This is a genomic window from Lentzea sp. NPDC037011 (genome assembly GCF_055607425.1).
On sequence record NZ_JBVJRT010000016.1, the window covers coordinates 57,075 to 73,848 of the forward strand.

The 16,774-nt window shown below is 70.4% G+C and carries 15 protein-coding genes; 10 read left to right on the forward strand and 5 right to left on the reverse strand.

The window, feature by feature from the left end:
• Positions 1-130: 130 nt before the first annotated feature.
• The 3 genes from clpX to ACZ7CH_RS36410 all read left to right on the forward strand — a co-directional run bounded on the left by clpX (position 131) and on the right by ACZ7CH_RS36410 (position 3,096).
• Positions 131-1,411 (forward strand): ATP-dependent Clp protease ATP-binding subunit ClpX, encoded by a 1,281-nt coding sequence (gene clpX, locus ACZ7CH_RS36400; protein ID WP_360399493.1) that lies wholly within the window; start codon positions 131-133, stop codon positions 1,409-1,411.
• A gap of 66 nt (positions 1,412-1,477) precedes the next feature.
• Positions 1,478-2,542, forward strand: coding sequence for a BUD32 family EKC/KEOPS complex subunit (locus tag ACZ7CH_RS36405; RefSeq protein WP_470376014.1), 1,065 nt, complete (start codon positions 1,478-1,480; stop codon positions 2,540-2,542).
• Positions 2,518-3,096: an RBBP9/YdeN family alpha/beta hydrolase gene (locus ACZ7CH_RS36410; RefSeq protein WP_458433942.1), complete on the forward strand. Its 579-nt coding sequence runs from the start codon at positions 2,518-2,520 to the stop codon at positions 3,094-3,096. Before ACZ7CH_RS36405 ends, ACZ7CH_RS36410 begins: the two co-directional genes overlap by 25 nt.
• A 3-nt stretch (positions 3,097-3,099) precedes the next feature.
• Here the strand turns inward: ACZ7CH_RS36410 and ACZ7CH_RS36415 are convergent, their stop codons facing one another.
• From ACZ7CH_RS36415 to fdhD, 3 genes are read right to left on the reverse strand one after another with little or no spacing between them, the layout of a single operon-like run.
• Positions 3,100-3,981: an alpha/beta hydrolase gene (locus tag ACZ7CH_RS36415; protein WP_360399484.1), complete on the reverse strand. Its 882-nt coding sequence runs from the start codon at positions 3,979-3,981 to the stop codon at positions 3,100-3,102.
• Positions 3,982-3,988: 7 nt separating this feature from the next.
• Positions 3,989-5,146, reverse strand: coding sequence for a CaiB/BaiF CoA transferase family protein (locus tag ACZ7CH_RS36420; RefSeq protein WP_360399481.1), 1,158 nt, complete (start codon positions 5,144-5,146; stop codon positions 3,989-3,991).
• Positions 5,133-5,960, reverse strand: coding sequence for a formate dehydrogenase accessory sulfurtransferase FdhD (gene fdhD / locus ACZ7CH_RS36425; RefSeq protein ID WP_470372162.1), 828 nt, complete (start codon positions 5,958-5,960; stop codon positions 5,133-5,135). Before fdhD ends, ACZ7CH_RS36420 begins: the two co-directional genes overlap by 14 nt.
• Before the next feature lie 64 nt (positions 5,961-6,024).
• Between fdhD and ACZ7CH_RS36430 the strand changes: the two genes are divergently transcribed.
• The 4 genes from ACZ7CH_RS36430 to ACZ7CH_RS36445 all read left to right on the forward strand — a co-directional run bounded on the left by ACZ7CH_RS36430 (position 6,025) and on the right by ACZ7CH_RS36445 (position 8,893).
• Positions 6,025-7,539 (forward strand): phytoene desaturase family protein, encoded by a 1,515-nt coding sequence (locus ACZ7CH_RS36430; RefSeq protein WP_458433940.1) that lies wholly within the window; start codon positions 6,025-6,027, stop codon positions 7,537-7,539.
• A gap of 47 nt (positions 7,540-7,586) precedes the next feature.
• Positions 7,587-8,078 carry a hypothetical protein gene (locus ACZ7CH_RS36435; protein ID WP_360399472.1) on the forward strand — a complete coding sequence of 164 codons (492 nt, stop codon included), beginning with the start codon at positions 7,587-7,589 and terminating at the stop codon, positions 8,076-8,078.
• Between the two features lie 70 nt (positions 8,079-8,148).
• Positions 8,149-8,706 carry a winged helix-turn-helix domain-containing protein gene (locus tag ACZ7CH_RS36440; protein ID WP_470376015.1) on the forward strand — a complete coding sequence of 186 codons (558 nt, stop codon included), beginning with the start codon at positions 8,149-8,151 and terminating at the stop codon, positions 8,704-8,706.
• Positions 8,707-8,731: 25 nt separating this feature from the next.
• The gene (locus tag ACZ7CH_RS36445; protein ID WP_360399466.1) at positions 8,732-8,893 is read left to right on the forward strand and encodes a hypothetical protein; all 162 of its coding nucleotides are present in this window, start codon (positions 8,732-8,734) and stop codon (positions 8,891-8,893) included.
• Here ACZ7CH_RS36445 and ACZ7CH_RS36450 read toward each other — a convergent pair whose 3' ends face one another.
• Together ACZ7CH_RS36450 and ACZ7CH_RS36455 are read right to left on the reverse strand one after the other, a co-directional pair.
• Positions 8,894-11,182, reverse strand: a complete 2,289-nt coding sequence (locus ACZ7CH_RS36450) for an FdhF/YdeP family oxidoreductase (protein ID WP_470376016.1) — start codon at positions 11,180-11,182, stop codon at positions 8,894-8,896.
• Between the two features lie 149 nt (positions 11,183-11,331).
• Entirely contained in the window at positions 11,332-12,219 is an 888-nt protein-coding gene (locus ACZ7CH_RS36455; protein ID WP_470376017.1) for a hypothetical protein, read from the reverse strand.
• 85 nt (positions 12,220-12,304) lie between these two features.
• Between ACZ7CH_RS36455 and ACZ7CH_RS36460 the strand changes: the two genes are divergently transcribed.
• The 3 genes from ACZ7CH_RS36460 to ACZ7CH_RS36470 are packed head-to-tail and all read left to right on the forward strand — an operon-like array spanning position 12,305 to position 16,668.
• Positions 12,305-14,932, forward strand: a complete 2,628-nt coding sequence (locus tag ACZ7CH_RS36460) for a valine--tRNA ligase (protein ID WP_470372167.1) — start codon at positions 12,305-12,307, stop codon at positions 14,930-14,932.
• Between the two features lie 3 nt (positions 14,933-14,935).
• The gene (gene folC, locus ACZ7CH_RS36465) at positions 14,936-16,273 is read left to right on the forward strand and encodes a bifunctional tetrahydrofolate synthase/dihydrofolate synthase (RefSeq protein WP_458433937.1); all 1,338 of its coding nucleotides are present in this window, start codon (positions 14,936-14,938) and stop codon (positions 16,271-16,273) included.
• Positions 16,270-16,668, forward strand: coding sequence for a DUF4233 domain-containing protein (locus ACZ7CH_RS36470; RefSeq protein WP_360399451.1), 399 nt, complete (start codon positions 16,270-16,272; stop codon positions 16,666-16,668). Before folC ends, ACZ7CH_RS36470 begins: the two co-directional genes overlap by 4 nt.
• The last annotated feature ends 106 nt before the right edge of the window (positions 16,669-16,774 follow it).

Below are 16,774 nucleotides of genomic sequence, written 5' to 3' on the forward strand. Positions count from 1 at the left end.
CCCCTGAAACGGGGTCGGCCGGGTACCGTCAGGAGAACGGGCGAAGCACCCACAGCCAGTGGGACTGCCACAGCAAGTCAGCAGGCGCACTACAGCAGGTGTGCGCCGGAGGGGACATAGGTCAGCGGTCATGGCGCGTATCGGTGACGGCGGCGACTTGCTGAAGTGCTCTTTCTGCGGAAAGAGCCAGAAGCAGGTGAAGAAACTCATCGCCGGCCCCGGCGTCTACATCTGCGATGAGTGCATCGATCTCTGCAACGAGATCATCGAGGAGGAGCTGGCGGAAGCCGGCGACGTGAAGCTCGACGAGCTGCCGAAGCCCGCCGAGATCCACGAGTTCCTCGACCAGTACGTCATCGGCCAGAGCGATGCGAAGCGCACCCTCTCCGTCGCCGTCTACAACCACTACAAGCGCATCCAGGCGGGCGACCGCGGGCGCGAGGGTCGTGACGACGGTGTCGAGCTGGCCAAGTCGAACATCCTGATGCTCGGCCCGACGGGCTGTGGCAAGACCTACCTCGCGCAGACGCTCGCGAAGATGCTGAACGTGCCGTTCGCCATCGCCGACGCGACCGCGCTGACGGAGGCCGGGTACGTCGGTGAGGACGTCGAGAACATCCTGTTGAAGCTCATCCAGGCCGCCGACTACGACGTCAAGCGGGCCGAGACGGGCATCATCTACATCGACGAGGTCGACAAGATCGCTCGAAAGAGTGAAAACCCGTCGATCACGCGCGACGTCTCCGGCGAGGGCGTGCAGCAGGCGCTGTTGAAGATCCTGGAGGGCACCACCGCATCGGTGCCACCGCAGGGCGGCCGCAAGCACCCGCACCAGGAGTTCATCCAGATCGACACGACGAACGTGCTGTTCATCGTGGCCGGTGCCTTCGCGGGCCTGGAGAAGATCATCCAGGACCGGGTCGGCAAGCGCGGCCTGGGCTTCGGTGCCGAGGTCCGCTCCAAGGCCGAGACGGACGCGGCGGATTACTTCGCCGACTCCATGCCGGAGGACCTGATCAAGTTCGGTCTGATCCCCGAGTTCATCGGGCGTCTGCCGATGGTCGCCTCCGTCACGAACCTCGACAAGCCGTCGCTGGTGCAGATCCTCACCGAGCCGAAGAACGCGCTGGTCAAGCAGTACCAGAAGCTCTTCGAGATGGACGGGGTCGAGCTGGAGTTCACCAAGACCGCGCTCGAGGCGGTGGCCGACCAGGCCATCCTGCGCGGGACCGGTGCCCGAGGGCTCCGCGCGATCATGGAAGAGGTCCTGCTCCCGGTGATGTACGACATCCCGAGCCGCACGGACGTCGCCAAGGTCGTGATCACCGAGCAGACGGTGAAGGAGAACGTGAACCCGACCATCGTGGCCCGGCAGCCCTCGCGCCGGGAGCGTCGGGAGAAGTCCGCGTAGTACTCGCTCGTGAGAAGGGCGCCGGTGAGCTCACCGGCGCCCTTTCGCGTTTCCGGGGGGATCGGGATGTCGTTCGACGCGCGGGTGGCCGCTCACGGGGCCGTGTCCACGGCGCTGGCCGGTCTCGGGGACGAGGAGCTGGCCGCTCTCGTGGCCGCGGCCAGGCCGCTGGGGGCGGGGATCGGCGGGACGTCGGCGTTGCTGCACGTCGACGGGGTTCCGGTCTTCGTCAAACGGGTGCCGCTGACCGAGCTGGAGCTGCGGCCGGAGCACGTCCGGTCCACGGCGAACCTCTTCGGCCTGCCCGCCTTCTGCCACTACGGCGTCGGGCTCGTCGGCGCGCCGGGGTTCGGTGCCTGGCGCGAGCTCGCCGTGCACGAGCTGACGACGGACTGGGTGCTCGCGGGCGACCACGAGGGCTTCCCGCTGCTGCACCACTGGCGGGTCCTGCCGCACCTCGGGCAGTCGCTGCCCGACGAGCTGGCCGACGTCGACGGGGCGGTGGCCTACTGGGAGGACACGCCGGCGGCGCGGCACCGGATCGAGGCGCTGCGGGACTCCACGGCGAGCATCGCGTTGTTCCTGGAGCACTTCCCGCACGACCTGCACGACTGGTTGCGGCAGCAGGTCCGCGCCGGCGCCGAGGCCACCGCGAACGCTTGCGCGATGGTCGAGCGGGAGCTGGCGGCCGGGATCGCCGCCATGAACGCCCGCGGCCTGCTGCACCTCGACGCCCACTTCCGCAACGTCCTGACCGACGGCGAACGGCTGTACTTCGCCGACTTCGGTCTCGCGCTGACCGCGGACTTCGACCTGGCCCGGGACGAGGCGGACTTCTTCGCCGGGCACCAGGGCTACGACCGCGACTACGCCGCCACCCACCTGGTGCTCTGGCTGACCGCCGAGCTGTACGGGCACCGCGGCGCCGAGCACAGCGCGTTCCTGCGCGCGTGCGCCCGCGGGGAGCGTCCGGCGGGGGTGCCGCGGCAGGTCGCCGACGTCCTCGTCCGCCACGCGCCGACCGCCGAGCTGATGACCGGCTTCTACCGCCGCTTCCAGCAGGAGAGCCGGCACGTTCCGTACCCGGCGGCCACTAGGGTGGTGCCATGTCGCTGCCCCACGTGCTCCTGATCCACGGCTGGACCGGTTCGGGCCCCGAACACTGGCAGAGCAAGCTCGCCCACGCGGTCGCCGAACACGGCGGCCTGGTCGACATGCCGCACTTCAGCGACCCCGACCAGCCTGACCTGACCACGTGGCTGCGGGAGCTCGACACCCACCTCGAAGCCGCGCCGGCCGACCGCGAACGGGTGGTCATCGCCCACTCGCTGGGCTGCTACCTGTGGCTGCACCACGCGGCCCGCGAGGGCATCGCGCACGTCGACCGGGTCCTGCTGGTCGCCCCGCCCGCCCCGGACTACCCCGAGCCCGCCATCAAGACGTTCTTCCCGGCACCGCTCGACCCGGCCGGGCTGCGGCGCGCGGCCACCGACACGCGGCTGGTGCTCGGCGAGGGCGACCCGTACCTGCCGGTGGCGGCCGGGAAGCAGCTCGCGGAGTCGTTGCGGATCGAGGTCGACGTGGTGCCGGGTGCGGGGCACATCAACGTGGACGCGGGCTACGGCGAGTGGCCGGCGGTGCTCAAGTGGGTCCGGTCGAAGACGGTGCCGCTGACGCCCCGCTAGGCGCTAGACGGCCTGCTTCGCGTACTTGGCGAGGAACCGGACCACGTCCGGCGTGATCTTGCGGTAGAAGCCGTCGTCGTGCCCGCCGGGCTTGACCGTGCCCACCTCGGGCCGTTCGTCGCGGATGAACTGCCGCGTGCCCACGATGAACCGGTCGCGGTCGCCGATCCACACGCCCAGCGCGGTCGGACCGGTCGCGCGCGGGTGCCGCAGCGGGTCCAGCGCGGCCCACTCGGCCTCGCTCTTGAACGCCCTGCGCTTGGCCATCTCCGGCCACGACGTGAGCAGGCCGGGGGAGATGGCGGCGGCCGCGGTGACCGGGTCGCCGCGCTCGGCCCTGCGGCGGGCGTACAGCAGCGCGCCGAAACCGCCCATGGAGACCCCGGTGATCGCGAACGGGTCGCCGTAGCCGCGGTCGTGCAGCCAGGTGGGGACCTCGTCGAGCAGCATCTTCATCGGGTCGTCGCCGGGGACGTTCTCGTGCCAGTAGTTGTCGCCGCCGTCGACCGCGACGAAGCCGAACGCGGGCACCGAGCCCTTGGCGACGGCATCGGCCAGGTTCTCGGCGAGGCTGCCGACCGCCGCGTCGCGAGCGCTGCCGTGCAGGCCGTGCAGCAGGATCGACATGGGCAGGCCGCGTGGGGCCTTGTTCGTCGGGGTGAAGAACGCGAGCGTGATCTCACGGCGGCGCGCGGACGAGTAGACCCGCTCGAAGCGGATGGCGGGTTTCGCACCGGACTTGGTGGCGACGCGGTTGGCGGTGGCGACCTGGTGCTGCGCCGCGCGGTGAGCGGAGACGTACACGGCGGTGCCGACGGCCATCGCGACGACGACGCCGACAGCCGCCAGCAGTGTGCGGCGACGGCGGTGGTTCGGTTCCCCCATGCTCACCTCATCGCGCAGGTTCCTGTCCTCGTTTCCAGAAGACGGAACGCGCGCGCAACGAGGTCAGTTCCTCGTCGGAGCATCCCAGCCAGCGGAGCACGCGGTCATTGTGCTCGCCGAGGGCGGGCACCGCACCCGGTGACCACTCCCAGCCGCGCACCGGCGGCGGCAGCATCCGCACCGAACCACCGGGCACCGCGACGTCCGTCCACGCGCTGAGCTGCGGGTGTTCTGGCAGCTCGGTGATCGAGCGGGTCAGCGCGGCCGGCACGTCGGCCTCGTCCAGCGCGGCCAGCAGCTGTGCGGCGGTCATGTCCGCGAACGCCCGTTCGAGCAGTGCCTGCAGCTCGCCGCGGTGCTCCACCCGTGAGCTCACTGTGGCGAACCTCTCCTGCGGGGCGAGGCCGATGAGCGTGCTGAGACGCTGCCACTGGCCGTCGTTCTGCACGGCCAGGTGCACCGCGCCGTCCGCACAGGCCACCGGCCCGTAGGGCGCGATGCTCGGGTGGTGCGCGCCCGACCGCGGCGCGGCGGCTCCCGTGCCGACGGCGTAGAGCATCGGCTGGTGCATCCACTCCGCGAGCGCGTCGAACAGCGACAGCCGCAGCCGGGTGCCCAGTCCCGTGCGCGCCTTCTGCAGCAACGCCGCCAGCACCGCCGCGTGCAGCTGCACCCCGGCCGCGATGTCGGCCACGGAGATGCCGGCGCGCGCCATCACGTCGCCCTCGCCGGTCAGCGACACCAGGCCCGCCTCGGACTGCACCAGCGCGTCGAACGCCTTGCGGTCCGCGTACGGGCCGTCCCAGCCGTAGCCGGACAGCTCGGCCACCACGAGCGTCTCGGGCAGCTCCAGCCCCAGCCGGTCCCACACCCGCGGCGACAGGTTGCACAGCAGCACGTCGGCGCGGTCGACGAGCCGGTCGAGCCACGCCCGGCCGTCCGGGTGGAAGACGTCGAGCGACACCGACTCCTTGCCGACGTTCGTCCACGCGAAGTACGACGACACCTCGCCGCACGCCGAGTCGTAGTGCCGCGCGAAGTCACCGCTGCCGGGTCGTTCGACCTTGATGACGCGGGCGCCCAGGTCGGCCAGCAACCGCGTCGCGTACGGCACGGCGACGGCCTGCTCCAGGCTCACCACCACGACGCCGTCAAGCGGCCTCAACGACGCGCTCCCCGCCGGTGTAGACGTTCATCGAGTCGCCGCGCAGGAACCCGACGAGGGTCATGCCCTGCTCCTCGGCCAGCTCGACGGCGAGCGACGACGGCGCCGACACCGCGGCCAGCAGCGCGATCCCGGCCATCGCGGCCTTCTGCACCAGCTCGAACGACGCCCGCCCGGACACCATCAGCACCGACCCGGTCAGCGGCACCAGGTCCTGCAGCACCGCCCAGCCCAGCACCTTGTCCACGGCGTTGTGCCGGCCCACGTCCTCGCGCACGACCAGCGGCTCGCCGTCGCGGAACAACCCGGCCGCGTGCAGCCCGCCGGTGGAGGAGAAGACCTTCTGCCTGGCCCGCAACGCGTCCGGGAACGCCGTCAGCTCCTCCGGGGTGACCCGCAGCGGGTCGGCGGCGGGCGAGAAGCGGGTCTTGAGCTTCACCGCGTCCAGCGCGCCCTTGCCGCACACCCCGCACGACGACGTGGTGTAGAAGTTCCGCTCCACTCCGGTGTCCGGCTCCGGGACACCGGGTGCCAATGTGACGTCGAGCACGTTGTAGGTGTTCATCCCGTCCGGCCCGGTGCCCTCGCAGAACCGCGCGACCGACACGTCCTGAGCGGCCCCGATCACGCCCTCGCTGAGCAGGAAGCCGTGCGCGAGCTCGACGTCCTGGCCGGGCGTGCGCATCGTGACGGCCAGCGCCCGCCCGTTGACCCGCAGCTCCATCGGCTCCTCGGCGGCCAGCGCGTCGACCCGCCGCCGCCGGTCACCCGGCGACACCCGCTCGACCGCCCGGCGCACCGTCACTCGGCCCATGTGCACCTCTCCTTCGGACCGCTATGTTCCCCACGACCAGGCTACGTGGGAGGGATCTCGGGGCATGGACGACGTCGTGATCGTGGGAGGCGGCCACAACGGGCTCGTGGCCGCCGCGTACCTGGCCGGGGCCGGCCGGTCGGTGACCGTGCTGGAGAAGCTCCCGCACGTCGGCGGCGCCGCTGTGAGCGCGTCGCCGTGGGCCGGTGTCGACGCCCGGCTCTCCCGCTTCTCCTACCTGGTGAGCCTGCTGCCGGACCGGATCGTCTCCGACCTCGGGCTGAGGCTGGCGCTGCGGTCGCGGGCCGCGTCCTCCTACACGCCCGGTGGCGGGTCCGGGCTGCTCGTCGAGCGGTCACCGGGCGAGGCGACCACCCGGTCGTTCCAGGAGGTGTGCGGTGACCTCGGCGACTGGGAGCGCTGGCAGCGCTGGTACGCCGACCTCGACCTGATGGCCCGCGCGCTGGCGCCGACGCTGCTGGAGCCGCTGGTCTCCCGCGAGCACCTGCGCGTGCACGTCGACGCGGTGGCGCGCGGCCGGGTGTGGGAGCAGGTCTTCGAACGGCCGATCGGCGCGACGCTGCGGGAGCTGTTCGAGAACGACCTGGTGCGCGGCGTCGTCGCGACCGACGCGTTGATCGGCACGCACTCGTCGCTGCACTCGTTGCAGGCCAACAGGTGCTTCCTCTACCACGTGATCGGCAACGGCACGGGGGAGTGGAAGGTCCCGGTCGGCGGCATGGGAGCGGTCACCGCCGAGCTGGAACGGGCGGCGCGCGCGGCCGGCGCGAAGATCGTCACCGGCGCCGAGGTGACCTCCGTCGAAGCCGACGGGAAGACGGCCTCCGTGGCGTACAACGGCACCTCGGTGGACGCGAGGTTCGTGCTGTCGAACGTGGCCCCGTCCGTGCTGGGACGGTTGCGGGGCAAGGAGGTCCACGACTCGCCCGGCTGCCAGCTGAAGATCAACATGCTGCTGCGCAGGCTGCCCGCGCTCAAGTCCGGTGTGGACGCGCGGCTCGCGTTCGCCGGCACGTTCCACCTCGACGAGTCCTACGACCAGCTGGAGACCGCCTACCGGGAGAGCGCCGCCGGACGGGTGCCGTCGGTGCTGCCGGGCGAGATGTACTGCCACTCGCTGACCGACCCGTCGATCCTCGGCCCGTCGCTCGCGGGCCACGAGACGCTGACGCTGTTCGGCCTGCACCTGCCGGCGGCGCTGTTCGAGGGCCGCAACGAGGAGCTGCGCGACCGGCTCGTCGAGCGCTACCTCGACCAGCTCAACGCCCACCTCGTCGAGCCGGTGCAGGACTGCCTGGCGGTGGACGCCGACGGCAGGCCGTGCATCGAGGCGCGCACACCGCTCGACCTGCAGGAGGAGCTGGGCCTGCCGGGCGGCAACATCTTCCACGGCGAGCTCGCGTGGCCGTTCGCCGAGAGCGAGGACGAGGTCGGCCGCTGGGGCGTGGAGACCGACGTGGACAACGTCTTCGTCTGCGGCGCGGGCTCCCGGCGCGGCGGCGGGGTCAGCGGCATCGGCGGCCACAACGCGGCGCGGGCCGTGCTGGAACGCGGCTGAGACATTCTCGATGACGTCAGTCGTCATCTCTGGTTACAGTGGTGCCCGTGGGGGACTTCTACGGGATCGCGGAGATCGCCGACGCCATGGGCCTGAGCCGCCAGCTCGTCACGGTGTGGCGCAAGCGCCGTTCGCACGGCATCCCGGAGCCGGACGCGGAGCTCGCGTCCGGCCCGATCTGGCGCCGGGAGACGGTCGAGCCGTGGATCGATCGCACCCGCGGCCGGCTGGGGCTCGCCGGCGGCCCGGAGTCGGCGTCGCGCAGCCTGCGGTTGCGCACGAGCCGGCGGGTCCTGCGGCTGGCGGCACTGATGCTCGAAGAACCCCTGCGCCCGCGCGTGCTCAACGAGGCCGCCGCCCAGCTGCGCGACCTGGCGCACGAGATCGACTCCACGGCGGACGACGTCGTGGGGGCGTTGCTGCGCGAGCTGGTCGAGCCGGTGCGTGACCCCGACGTGCCCGCCGAGCTGCTGCGGGTGCCGGTCATCGAGTCGTTGCCGCTGGTCACGGCGGTGGCCCGGAACTCGCCGGACTGGTGACGCGGCTATCTCAAGACTTCTATATCAAGAAACCTTGCTAAGGGTTCCTTGATACGCGTACCGTCGTGTCATGACCGACGCTCCCATCACCGACCCCAAGGCGCTCCGGGCGCTGTCGCACCCGTTCCGCTGGAAGGTGCTCCAGCTGCTCACCGAGCAGGGGCCGCAGACCGCGACCCAGTGCTCGGCGGTGCTCGGTGAGAGCGTCGCGAGCTGCTCGTACCACCTGAACATGCTGGCCAAGTACGGCTTCGTCGAAGAGGTCGAGGGACCGGGCAGGCAGAAGCCGTGGAAGATCGTCCCGAAGCGCCAGTCCATCTCGACCGAGGGCCTGGAGGGTGAGGCGGCGCTCGCGGCCGAGGCGGCGTCGACGGCCTACCTGGACCAGGAGTTCGAACGCATCCGGTCGAGCCTGCGCCAGTTCGACCGGATGCCCGCGGAGTGGCGCCCGGCGATCGGCACCGAGGGCACGGTCAAGTTCGTCACCCCCGAGGAGGCCGTCGCCCTCGTCGAGGAGCTGCGGGCCGTCTTCGAGAAGTACGGCGAGCGCAAGCTGAACCCCGGGCTGCGCCCCGAGGGCGCGCGGGCGGTCCGGTTCTTCCTGAGCCACACGGTCGCACCCGAGTAACCAACCGACTCGAAGGAGAGCTCGCATGATCCCGCACGACCACGTGTTCGCAATCGCGAAGTCCCGTCAGCAGGACTTCGAGGCCGACGCCGCCGCGCGCCGGCTCGTCAGGAAGACCGAGCAGGAACCCGCGGCCGAACCCGAGCGGCGCCGGTTACGGCTGTCCGTCCGGGTCCGGCACGCCTGATCAGGCCGCCGGCTCCAGCCGCACGACCACCGACTTGGAGGTCGGCGTACCCGAGATGTCGGCCTTGGAGTCCAGCGGCACCAACGGGTTCGCCTCAGGGAAGTACGTCGCCGCGCACCCGCGCGCGGTCGGGTACGACACGATCCGGAACGACTCGGCGCGGCGTTCGACGACGCCCGTCGGGTCGTCCTTCCACTCCGAGACGATGTCGACCATCTGGCCATCGGAGAACCCGAGCGCCTTGAGGTCGTCCGGGTTGACGAACACCACGCGCCTGCCGTCCTTGACGCCCCGGTAGCGGTCGTCCAGGCCGTAGATCGTGGTGTTGTACTGGTCGTGGCTGCGCAGGGTCTGCATGAGCAGCCGGCCCTCCGGCACCTCCAGCACGGTCAGCTCGTTCGCCGTGAAGTTGGCCTTGCCGGTGGCCGTCGCGAACTCCTGCGAGTCGCGCGGCGGGTGCGGCAGCACGAAACCGTCCGGCTGGCGCACGCGCGTGTTGTAGTCGGTGCAGCCCGGCACGACGCGCGCGATGTGCTCGCGGATGACGTCGTAGTCCTTCTCGAACTCCTCCCAGGCGACCGGGTGCGCGGCGCCGAGCACCTTGCGCGCCAGCCGGCAGACGATCGAGACCTCGGACAGCAGCCGGTCGGAGGCGGGCGCCAGGCGGCCCCGCGAGCGGTGCACGACCGACATCGAGTCCTCGACCGTCACGAACTGCTCGCCGGAGTGCTGCACGTCGCTCTCGGTGCGGCCCAGCGCGGGCAGGATCAGCGCGGTGCGGCCGTGCACGACGTGCGAGCGGTTGAGCTTCGTGGAGACGTGCACGGTCAGCGAGCACTGCTCCAGCGCCTTCTCGGTCACCGGGGTGTCCGGGGTGGCGCTGACGAAGTTGCCGCCCATCGCGATGAACACCTTGCCGCGGCCGTGGCGCATGGCGTTGATCGCGTCGACGGTGTCGAAGCCGTGCTTGCGCGGGACGGAGATGCCGAACTCGTTCTCCAGCGCCAGCAGGAACTTCTCCGGCATCTTCTCGTAGATGCCCATCGTGCGGTCGCCCTGCACGTTCGAGTGGCCGCGCACCGGGCACAGGCCCGCACCCGGCTTGCCGATCATGCCGCGCACGAACATCACGTTCGTGATCTCGCGGATCGTCGGCACGCTGTGCTTGTGCTGCGTGAGGCCCATGGCCCAGCACGCGATCGTGCGCTGCGAGTCGACGAACATGCCGGCGACCCTGGTGATCTGCTCGCGGGTCAGGCCGGTCGCGGTGAGCACGCGGTCCCAGTCGAGCTCGCGCAGGCTCTCGGCGTAGGCCTCGAACCCGTGCGTCTTCGCGGCGATGAACGCCTTGTCGAGCTTGTCCCACTGCAGCAGCAGGTGACCGACCGCCTGGAACAGCGCCTGGTCGCCGCCGACCTTGATCTGCACGAACTCGTCGGACAGCGCGGTGCCGCGGCCGACGACGCCGGCGACGTTCTGCGGGTTCTTGAACCGCATCAGGCCCGCCTCCGGCAGCGGGTTGATCGCGATGATCTTCGCGCCGTTCTTCTTGGCGTCCTCCAGCGCGCTGAGCATGCGCGGGTGGTTCGTGCCGGGGTTCTGGCCGATGACCACGATCAGGTCGGCGAGGTCGAAGTCCTTGATCGACACCGAGCCCTTGCCGATGCCGATTGTCTCGTTCAGTGCGGAGCCGGACGACTCGTGGCACATGTTCGAGCAGTCCGGCAGGTTGTTCGTGCCGAACGAGCGGACCAGCAGCTGGTAGAGGAACGCGGCCTCGTTGCTGGTGCGGCCGGAGGTGTAGAAGATCGCCTCGTCCGGCGCTGACAACGCTGTCAGCTCGTCGGCGATGAGCGTGAACGCGTCGTCCCAGTCGATGGGCGTGTAGTGGGTGGCGCCGGGGCGCAGGACCATCGGCTCGGTGATCCGGCCCTGCTGCCCGAGCCAGTAGTCGGTCTTCGTCCGCAGGCTCTCGAGGGAGTGGGCGGCGAAGAACTCCGGCCCGATGCGGCGCTTGGTCGCCTCCTCGGCCACGGCCTTCGCGCCGTTCTCGCAGAACTCCGCCATCTTGCGGTGGCCCTGCGGCTCCGGCCACGCACAGCCGGGGCAGTCGAACCCCTCGCGCTGGTTGAGCAGGCGCAACGTCTTGACCGTCCGGGTCACGCCCATCTGCTCGACCGCGCGGTCGAGCGAGACGAGGACACCCGGAACACCCGCTGCCCAGCTCTTCGGCGTGGACACTTCGAGCGCGGACTCGTCGACGTCGTGCTGCGGAGGCTTGCTGCTCATGTCCTTCATTCAACGCCGATGGACGTCGGCGCCGCCAGCGCCCCCGAAGAACGCGGCGGCGTCGCCATCACGGGCCCCAAGGGGTTGAACGGTCCGTGACAGTCAATTGTGATCGCCGTCACGGTCGATCGGCACCTCTGAACGAGTGATCAGTGGCATCCGCTCTCGGTGGGGATCGGCGCGTCGGACGCGAACCACTCGTCGGGCCCGCGTCCGCTGCCCCCGTCGTCCCGCTGCCGCTTCTCGGTGAACATCGGCGCCAGGTAGCCGTCCTTCGACGCCTGGCAGGCCATCAGGTAGTGGTAGCCGTCGACCCTGGTGACCCACAGCCCCTCGGCGTCGAGCTGGAAGTCCACGTCCGCCCGCACCATCGCGAGCAGGTCGGTCTGCTCGAACAGCGAGTTCCGCATCTCGCCCGGCTCGAACGCGTAGGCGAACCGGTAGCTGGTGTGCACGACCGGCAGCCCGTTCTCGTCCTGGCCCGGCCACATCCGCCCGTCCACCTTGACCGGCACCGGCAGCAACGCCGTGCCCGCCTTGGTGCGCGTCCACAGGACCGTGTCCTGCACCGGTTCGAAGTGGTCGGCGACCTCGGGTGCGAGCAGCGCGAGGAACGGCGCCCGGTCGCGCTCGACCACCATCCTCGGGTCCAGGTGCGCGGCGATGATCGCCCCGCGTGCCGCCTCGTAGATCGGCGCGTACCGCGGGTCCTGGTCCGGCGCGACGATCCCGGCCTCCCCGTCGGCCCACTTCTCGGCCGGTGTCCGCGCGTACGGCTGCGCGGTGTCGACGCCCTTGTGGGAACCCCGCAGGTCCGGCATCGACAGCTCGCCGAACGTGCCCGCCCTGTACAGCCCCACGACCACGCCGACGATGACGACGAGCGCGACCGCGGACACGACCTTGCCGCCGTGCCTGCGCATGCGGGCCTGTCTGCGCTGCCTGCGGATGTCCTGCTTCGCGCGTCTGTTCGCCGCGCGGAGCCAGGCGTCGTCCTTCAGGTCGGGATGGTCTTCGATTCCCCCCGGAATGCTCACAGCCCGCGGATCTTAGGGGCTCGCCCGTCCGTTAGCAGGTATCTCGGTGTAAGTCGATAGCCACGCCTCCGTAGACTTGTCAGCTGTGACTGAACTCGACACCGCAACCCAGCGTCCTGACCTCCCCGCCGCGTGGACTCCGGCGGAGGTAGAGGCGGAGCTGTACCAGCGGTGGGTCGACCGGCGGTACTTCGAGGCGGACGTCAAGAGCGACAAGCCGCCGTTCACGATCGTGCTGCCCCCGCCGAACGTCACCGGCAGCCTCCACATGGGCCACGCGATGAACCACAGCGTGATGGACGCCCTGACGCGCCGCCGCCGCATGCAGGGCTACGAGGTCCTGTGGCTGCCGGGCATGGACCACGCCGGCATCGCGACGCAGAACGCCGTCGAGCGCGACCTCGCGAAGCAGGGCCTGTCGCGGCAGGACCTCGGGCGCGAGAAGTTCGTCGAGCGCGTCTGGGAGTGGAAGGAGGAGTACGGCGGCAAGATCCTCGACCAGATGAAGCGGCTCGGCGACGGCATCGACTGGTCGCGCGAGCGCTTCACCATGGACGAGGGGCTGTCGCGCGCCGTCCAGACGATCTTCAAGAAGATGTACGACGACGGTCTGATCTACCAGGCCGAGCGGATCATCAACTGGTGCCCGCGCTGCCAGACGGCGCTGTCGGACATCGAGGTCGACCACAGCGACGACGAGGGCGAGCTCGTCTCGATCCGCTACGGCGACGGGGACGCGTCGATCGTCGTCGCGACCACGCGCGCCGAGACGATGCTGGGTGACACCGCGGTCGCCGTCCACCCCGACGACGAGCGCTACCGGCACCTGATCGGCACCGAGGTCGAGCTGCCGCTGACCGGCCGCCGCATCCCGATCGTCGCCGACGCGCACGTCGACCCGAAGTTCGGCACCGGTGCGGTCAAGGTGACGCCCGCGCACGACCCGAACGACTTCGAGATCGGCCAGCGCCACGGCCTGCCGAACCTCACGGTCATGGACGGCCGCGCCACCATCACCGTGCCCGGCCCGTTCCTCGGGCTCGACCGCTTCGAGGCGCGCCCGGCGATCGTCGCCGCGCTGCGCGCCGAGGGCCGGATCGTGGCGGAGAAGCGGCCGTACGTCCACTCCGTCGGGCACTGCTCGCGCTGCAACACCGTCGTCGAGCCGCGGCTGTCGCTGCAGTGGTGGGTCAAGGTCGAGGGCATCGCGGCCAAGGCGTCCGCCGCCGTCCGCGACGGCCGCACCAAGATCCACCCGGCCGAGCTGAACAAGCGCTACTTCGACTGGACCGACAACCTGCACGACTGGTGCATCTCGCGCCAGCTCTGGTGGGGCCACCGCATCCCGGTCTACTACGGCCCGAACGGCGAGGTCGTCTGCGTCGGACCCGACGACGAGGTGCCCACCGGTGAGGGCTGGCGCCAGGACGAGGACGTCCTCGACACCTGGTTCTCCTCGGGCCTGTGGCCGTTCTCGACGCTGGGCTGGCCGGACTCCACCGAGGACCTGAAGAAGTTCTACCCGACCAGCGTTCTGTCGACCGGCTACGACATCCTGTTCTTCTGGGTCGTCCGGATGATGATGTTCGGCCTGTACGCGATGGACGAGGTCCAGCCGTTCGACCACGTCTTCCTGCACGGTCTCATCCGGGACCAGCACGGCAAGAAGATGTCGAAGTCCAAGGGCAACGGCATCGACCCGCTGGACTGGATGGAGCGCTACGGCGCGGACGCCACCCGGTTCACGTTGCTGCGCGGCACGAACCCCGGTTCGGACATGGCCGTCGCCGAGGAGTGGGCGGCCGGCTCCCGCAACTTCACCACGAAGCTGTGGAACGCCACCAGGTTCGCCCTCTCCAACGGTGCGACGGTGGCCCGCCCGCTGCCCGCCCGCGACGAGCTGACGGCGGCTGACCGCTGGATCCTCGACGAGCTCGACGCCCTCGTGTCCACGGTGGACACGAACTTCGAGGCGTTCCAGTTCTCCCGCGCCTGTGAGGCGCTGTACAGCTTCACCTGGGACGAGTTCTGCGACTGGTACCTGGAGATCGCGAAGGTCCAGATCGCCGACGGCCGGGTCGAGGCCACGCAGTCGGTCCTGGGCCACGTCCTCGACACGCTGCTGCGCCTGCTGCACCCGGCGGTCCCGTTCATCACCGAGACGCTGTGGACCACGCTCACCGGCGAGGAGTCGCTCGTCGTCGCCGCGTGGCCGCAGGCCTCCGGTGCCGAGCGCGACGCGGACGCCAAGGCCGAGGTCGAGGGCCTGAAGAAGCTGGCCACCGAGATCCGCCGGTTCCGCTCGGAGCAGGGCCTCAAGCCGGGGCAGAAGGTCGCGGGCAAGGTCCGCGGCGCGTGCTGCGTCGGCCTGACCGACCAGGTGCCGTCGGTCCGCTCGATGACGCGCCTGACCGAGCCGGGCGAGGACTTCACCGTCTCCGCCACGCTGGAGGTCGGCCTGCCCAAGGGAGCGGTGAAGGTCGAGCTGGACCTGTCCGGCGCGATCGACGTCGTGGCCGAGCGCAAGCGCCTCGAGAAGGACCTCGCGGCAGCGCAGAAGGAGCTCGCCCAGACCTCGGGCAAGCTCGGCAACGCGGGCTTCCTCGCCAAGGCGCCGGCCGACGTCGTCGCCAAGATCGAGGAGCGCAAGGCCACCGCCGAGGCCGACATCACCCGCATCAACGAGCGCCTGGCCGCGCTGCCGGAGAAGTAACCGATGGACACCAACCTCGACGAGTTCCTCGACGTCGAGAACGAGCTCAACCAGCGCTGGCCCGAGACCAAGCTCGAGCCGTCGCTGGACCGGATCAAGGCGCTGGCGCACGTGCTGGGCGACCCCCAGACGAGCTACCCGGTCGTGCAGCTGACGGGCACGAACGGCAAGACGTCGACGTCGCGCATGGTCGACGCGCTGTTCACGCGCATCGGCCTGCGCACCGGCCGCTACACCAGCCCGCACCTGCAGCTGGCCACCGAGCGGATCAGCCTCGACAACCAGCCGATCAGCCCCGAGCGCTACGTCGAGGTCTTCCGCGACATCGAGCCGTACGTAGCGATGGTGGACGCGCGGTCCGAGATCCGGATGAGCAAGTTCGAGGTGCTCACCGGCATGGCCTACGCCGCCTTCGCCGACGCACCGGTCGACGTCGCGGTCGTCGAGGTCGGCATGGGCGGCACGTGGGACGCGACCTCGATCGCCGACGCGAAGATCGCGATCCTCACGCCGATCTCGATCGACCACACCGAGTACCTGGGCAACCGGATCGAGGACATCGCGACCGAGAAGGCCGGGATCATCAAGCCCGGCTCGGTCGCCGTCATCGGCGAGCAGACGCCCGAGGCGATGCGGGTCGTCCTGGAACGCGTGGCCGAGGTCGACGCCACGGTCGCGCGCTTCGGCAGCGAGTTCGGCGTCGTCTCCCGCTCGGTCGCGGTCGGCGGCCAGCTCGTGACGCTGCAGGGCCTCGGCGGGGTCTACGAGGACATCTTCCTGCCGCTGCACGGGGAGCACCAGGCGGCGAACGCGGCGCTGGCGCTGGCCGCGGTCGAGGCGTTCTTCGGCGCGGGCACCGACCGGCAGCTCGACGTCGAGGCGATCCGCGAGGGCTTCGCGACGGTCGTCTCACCGGGCCGGCTGGAACGGGTCCGCTCCGCGCCGAACGTCTTCGTCGACGCCGCGCACAACCCGCACGGCGCCGCGGCACTGGCCAAGGCGCTGGAGTCGGAGTTCGGGTTCCGCAAGCTCGTGGCCGTCGTCGCCGTGATGTCGGACAAGGACGCCGAGGGCATCCTCTCGGCGCTGGAACCGGTGGTGTCCGAACTGGTCATCACCACGAACTCGTCGCCGCGCGCCATGGACCCGGACGTGCTGGCCGGTCTCGCCGTGCCGATCTTCGGCGAGGACCGCTTCGAGGTCCGCCCCCGCCTGGTCGACGCGATCGACGAGGCCATCCACCTCACCGAGGACGAGCTGTCCGGCGGCGGTGTCATCGTCACCGGCTCCGTCGTCACCGCCGGTGAGGCCCGCGCGTTGTTCGGAAAGGAACCGGCATGAGCGAGAACCCGGTGCCGGCACCGAAGAAGGACCCGATGAAGGCGTTCCGCGGCATCATGGCGGGCACCTTGATCCTCGAAGTCATCGTCGTGGCGCTGGCGTTGCCGGTCATCGCGAAGCTGCACGGCGGCGTCACCTCGCTCGTGGGCTGGGTGACGTTCGGCTTCATCGTCGCCTTCATCGCGCTGTGCGCGTTCGTCCGCCGCCCGTGGGCCATCGGCGTGCTGATCGGCCTGCACGTGCTGCTGATCGCGACGTGGGTCCTGCTGCCCGCGCTCGGCGTGATCGGCGTGATCTTCGCGCTGGTGTGGGCGTACCTGCTGTGGCTGCGCAAGGACCTGCTCAAGCGGATGGCCGAGGGACGGCTGCCGTCCCAGCAGCAGCAGGCTGGCTGACGAAGGACCGGTGAGAGGACGAGTTCGCGGCCCCCGCGAATTCGTCCTTTTTCTGTGAAGGCGGCGGGTCATGACCTGCCGAGCGCCGTCTGCGCGGGCCACGCAG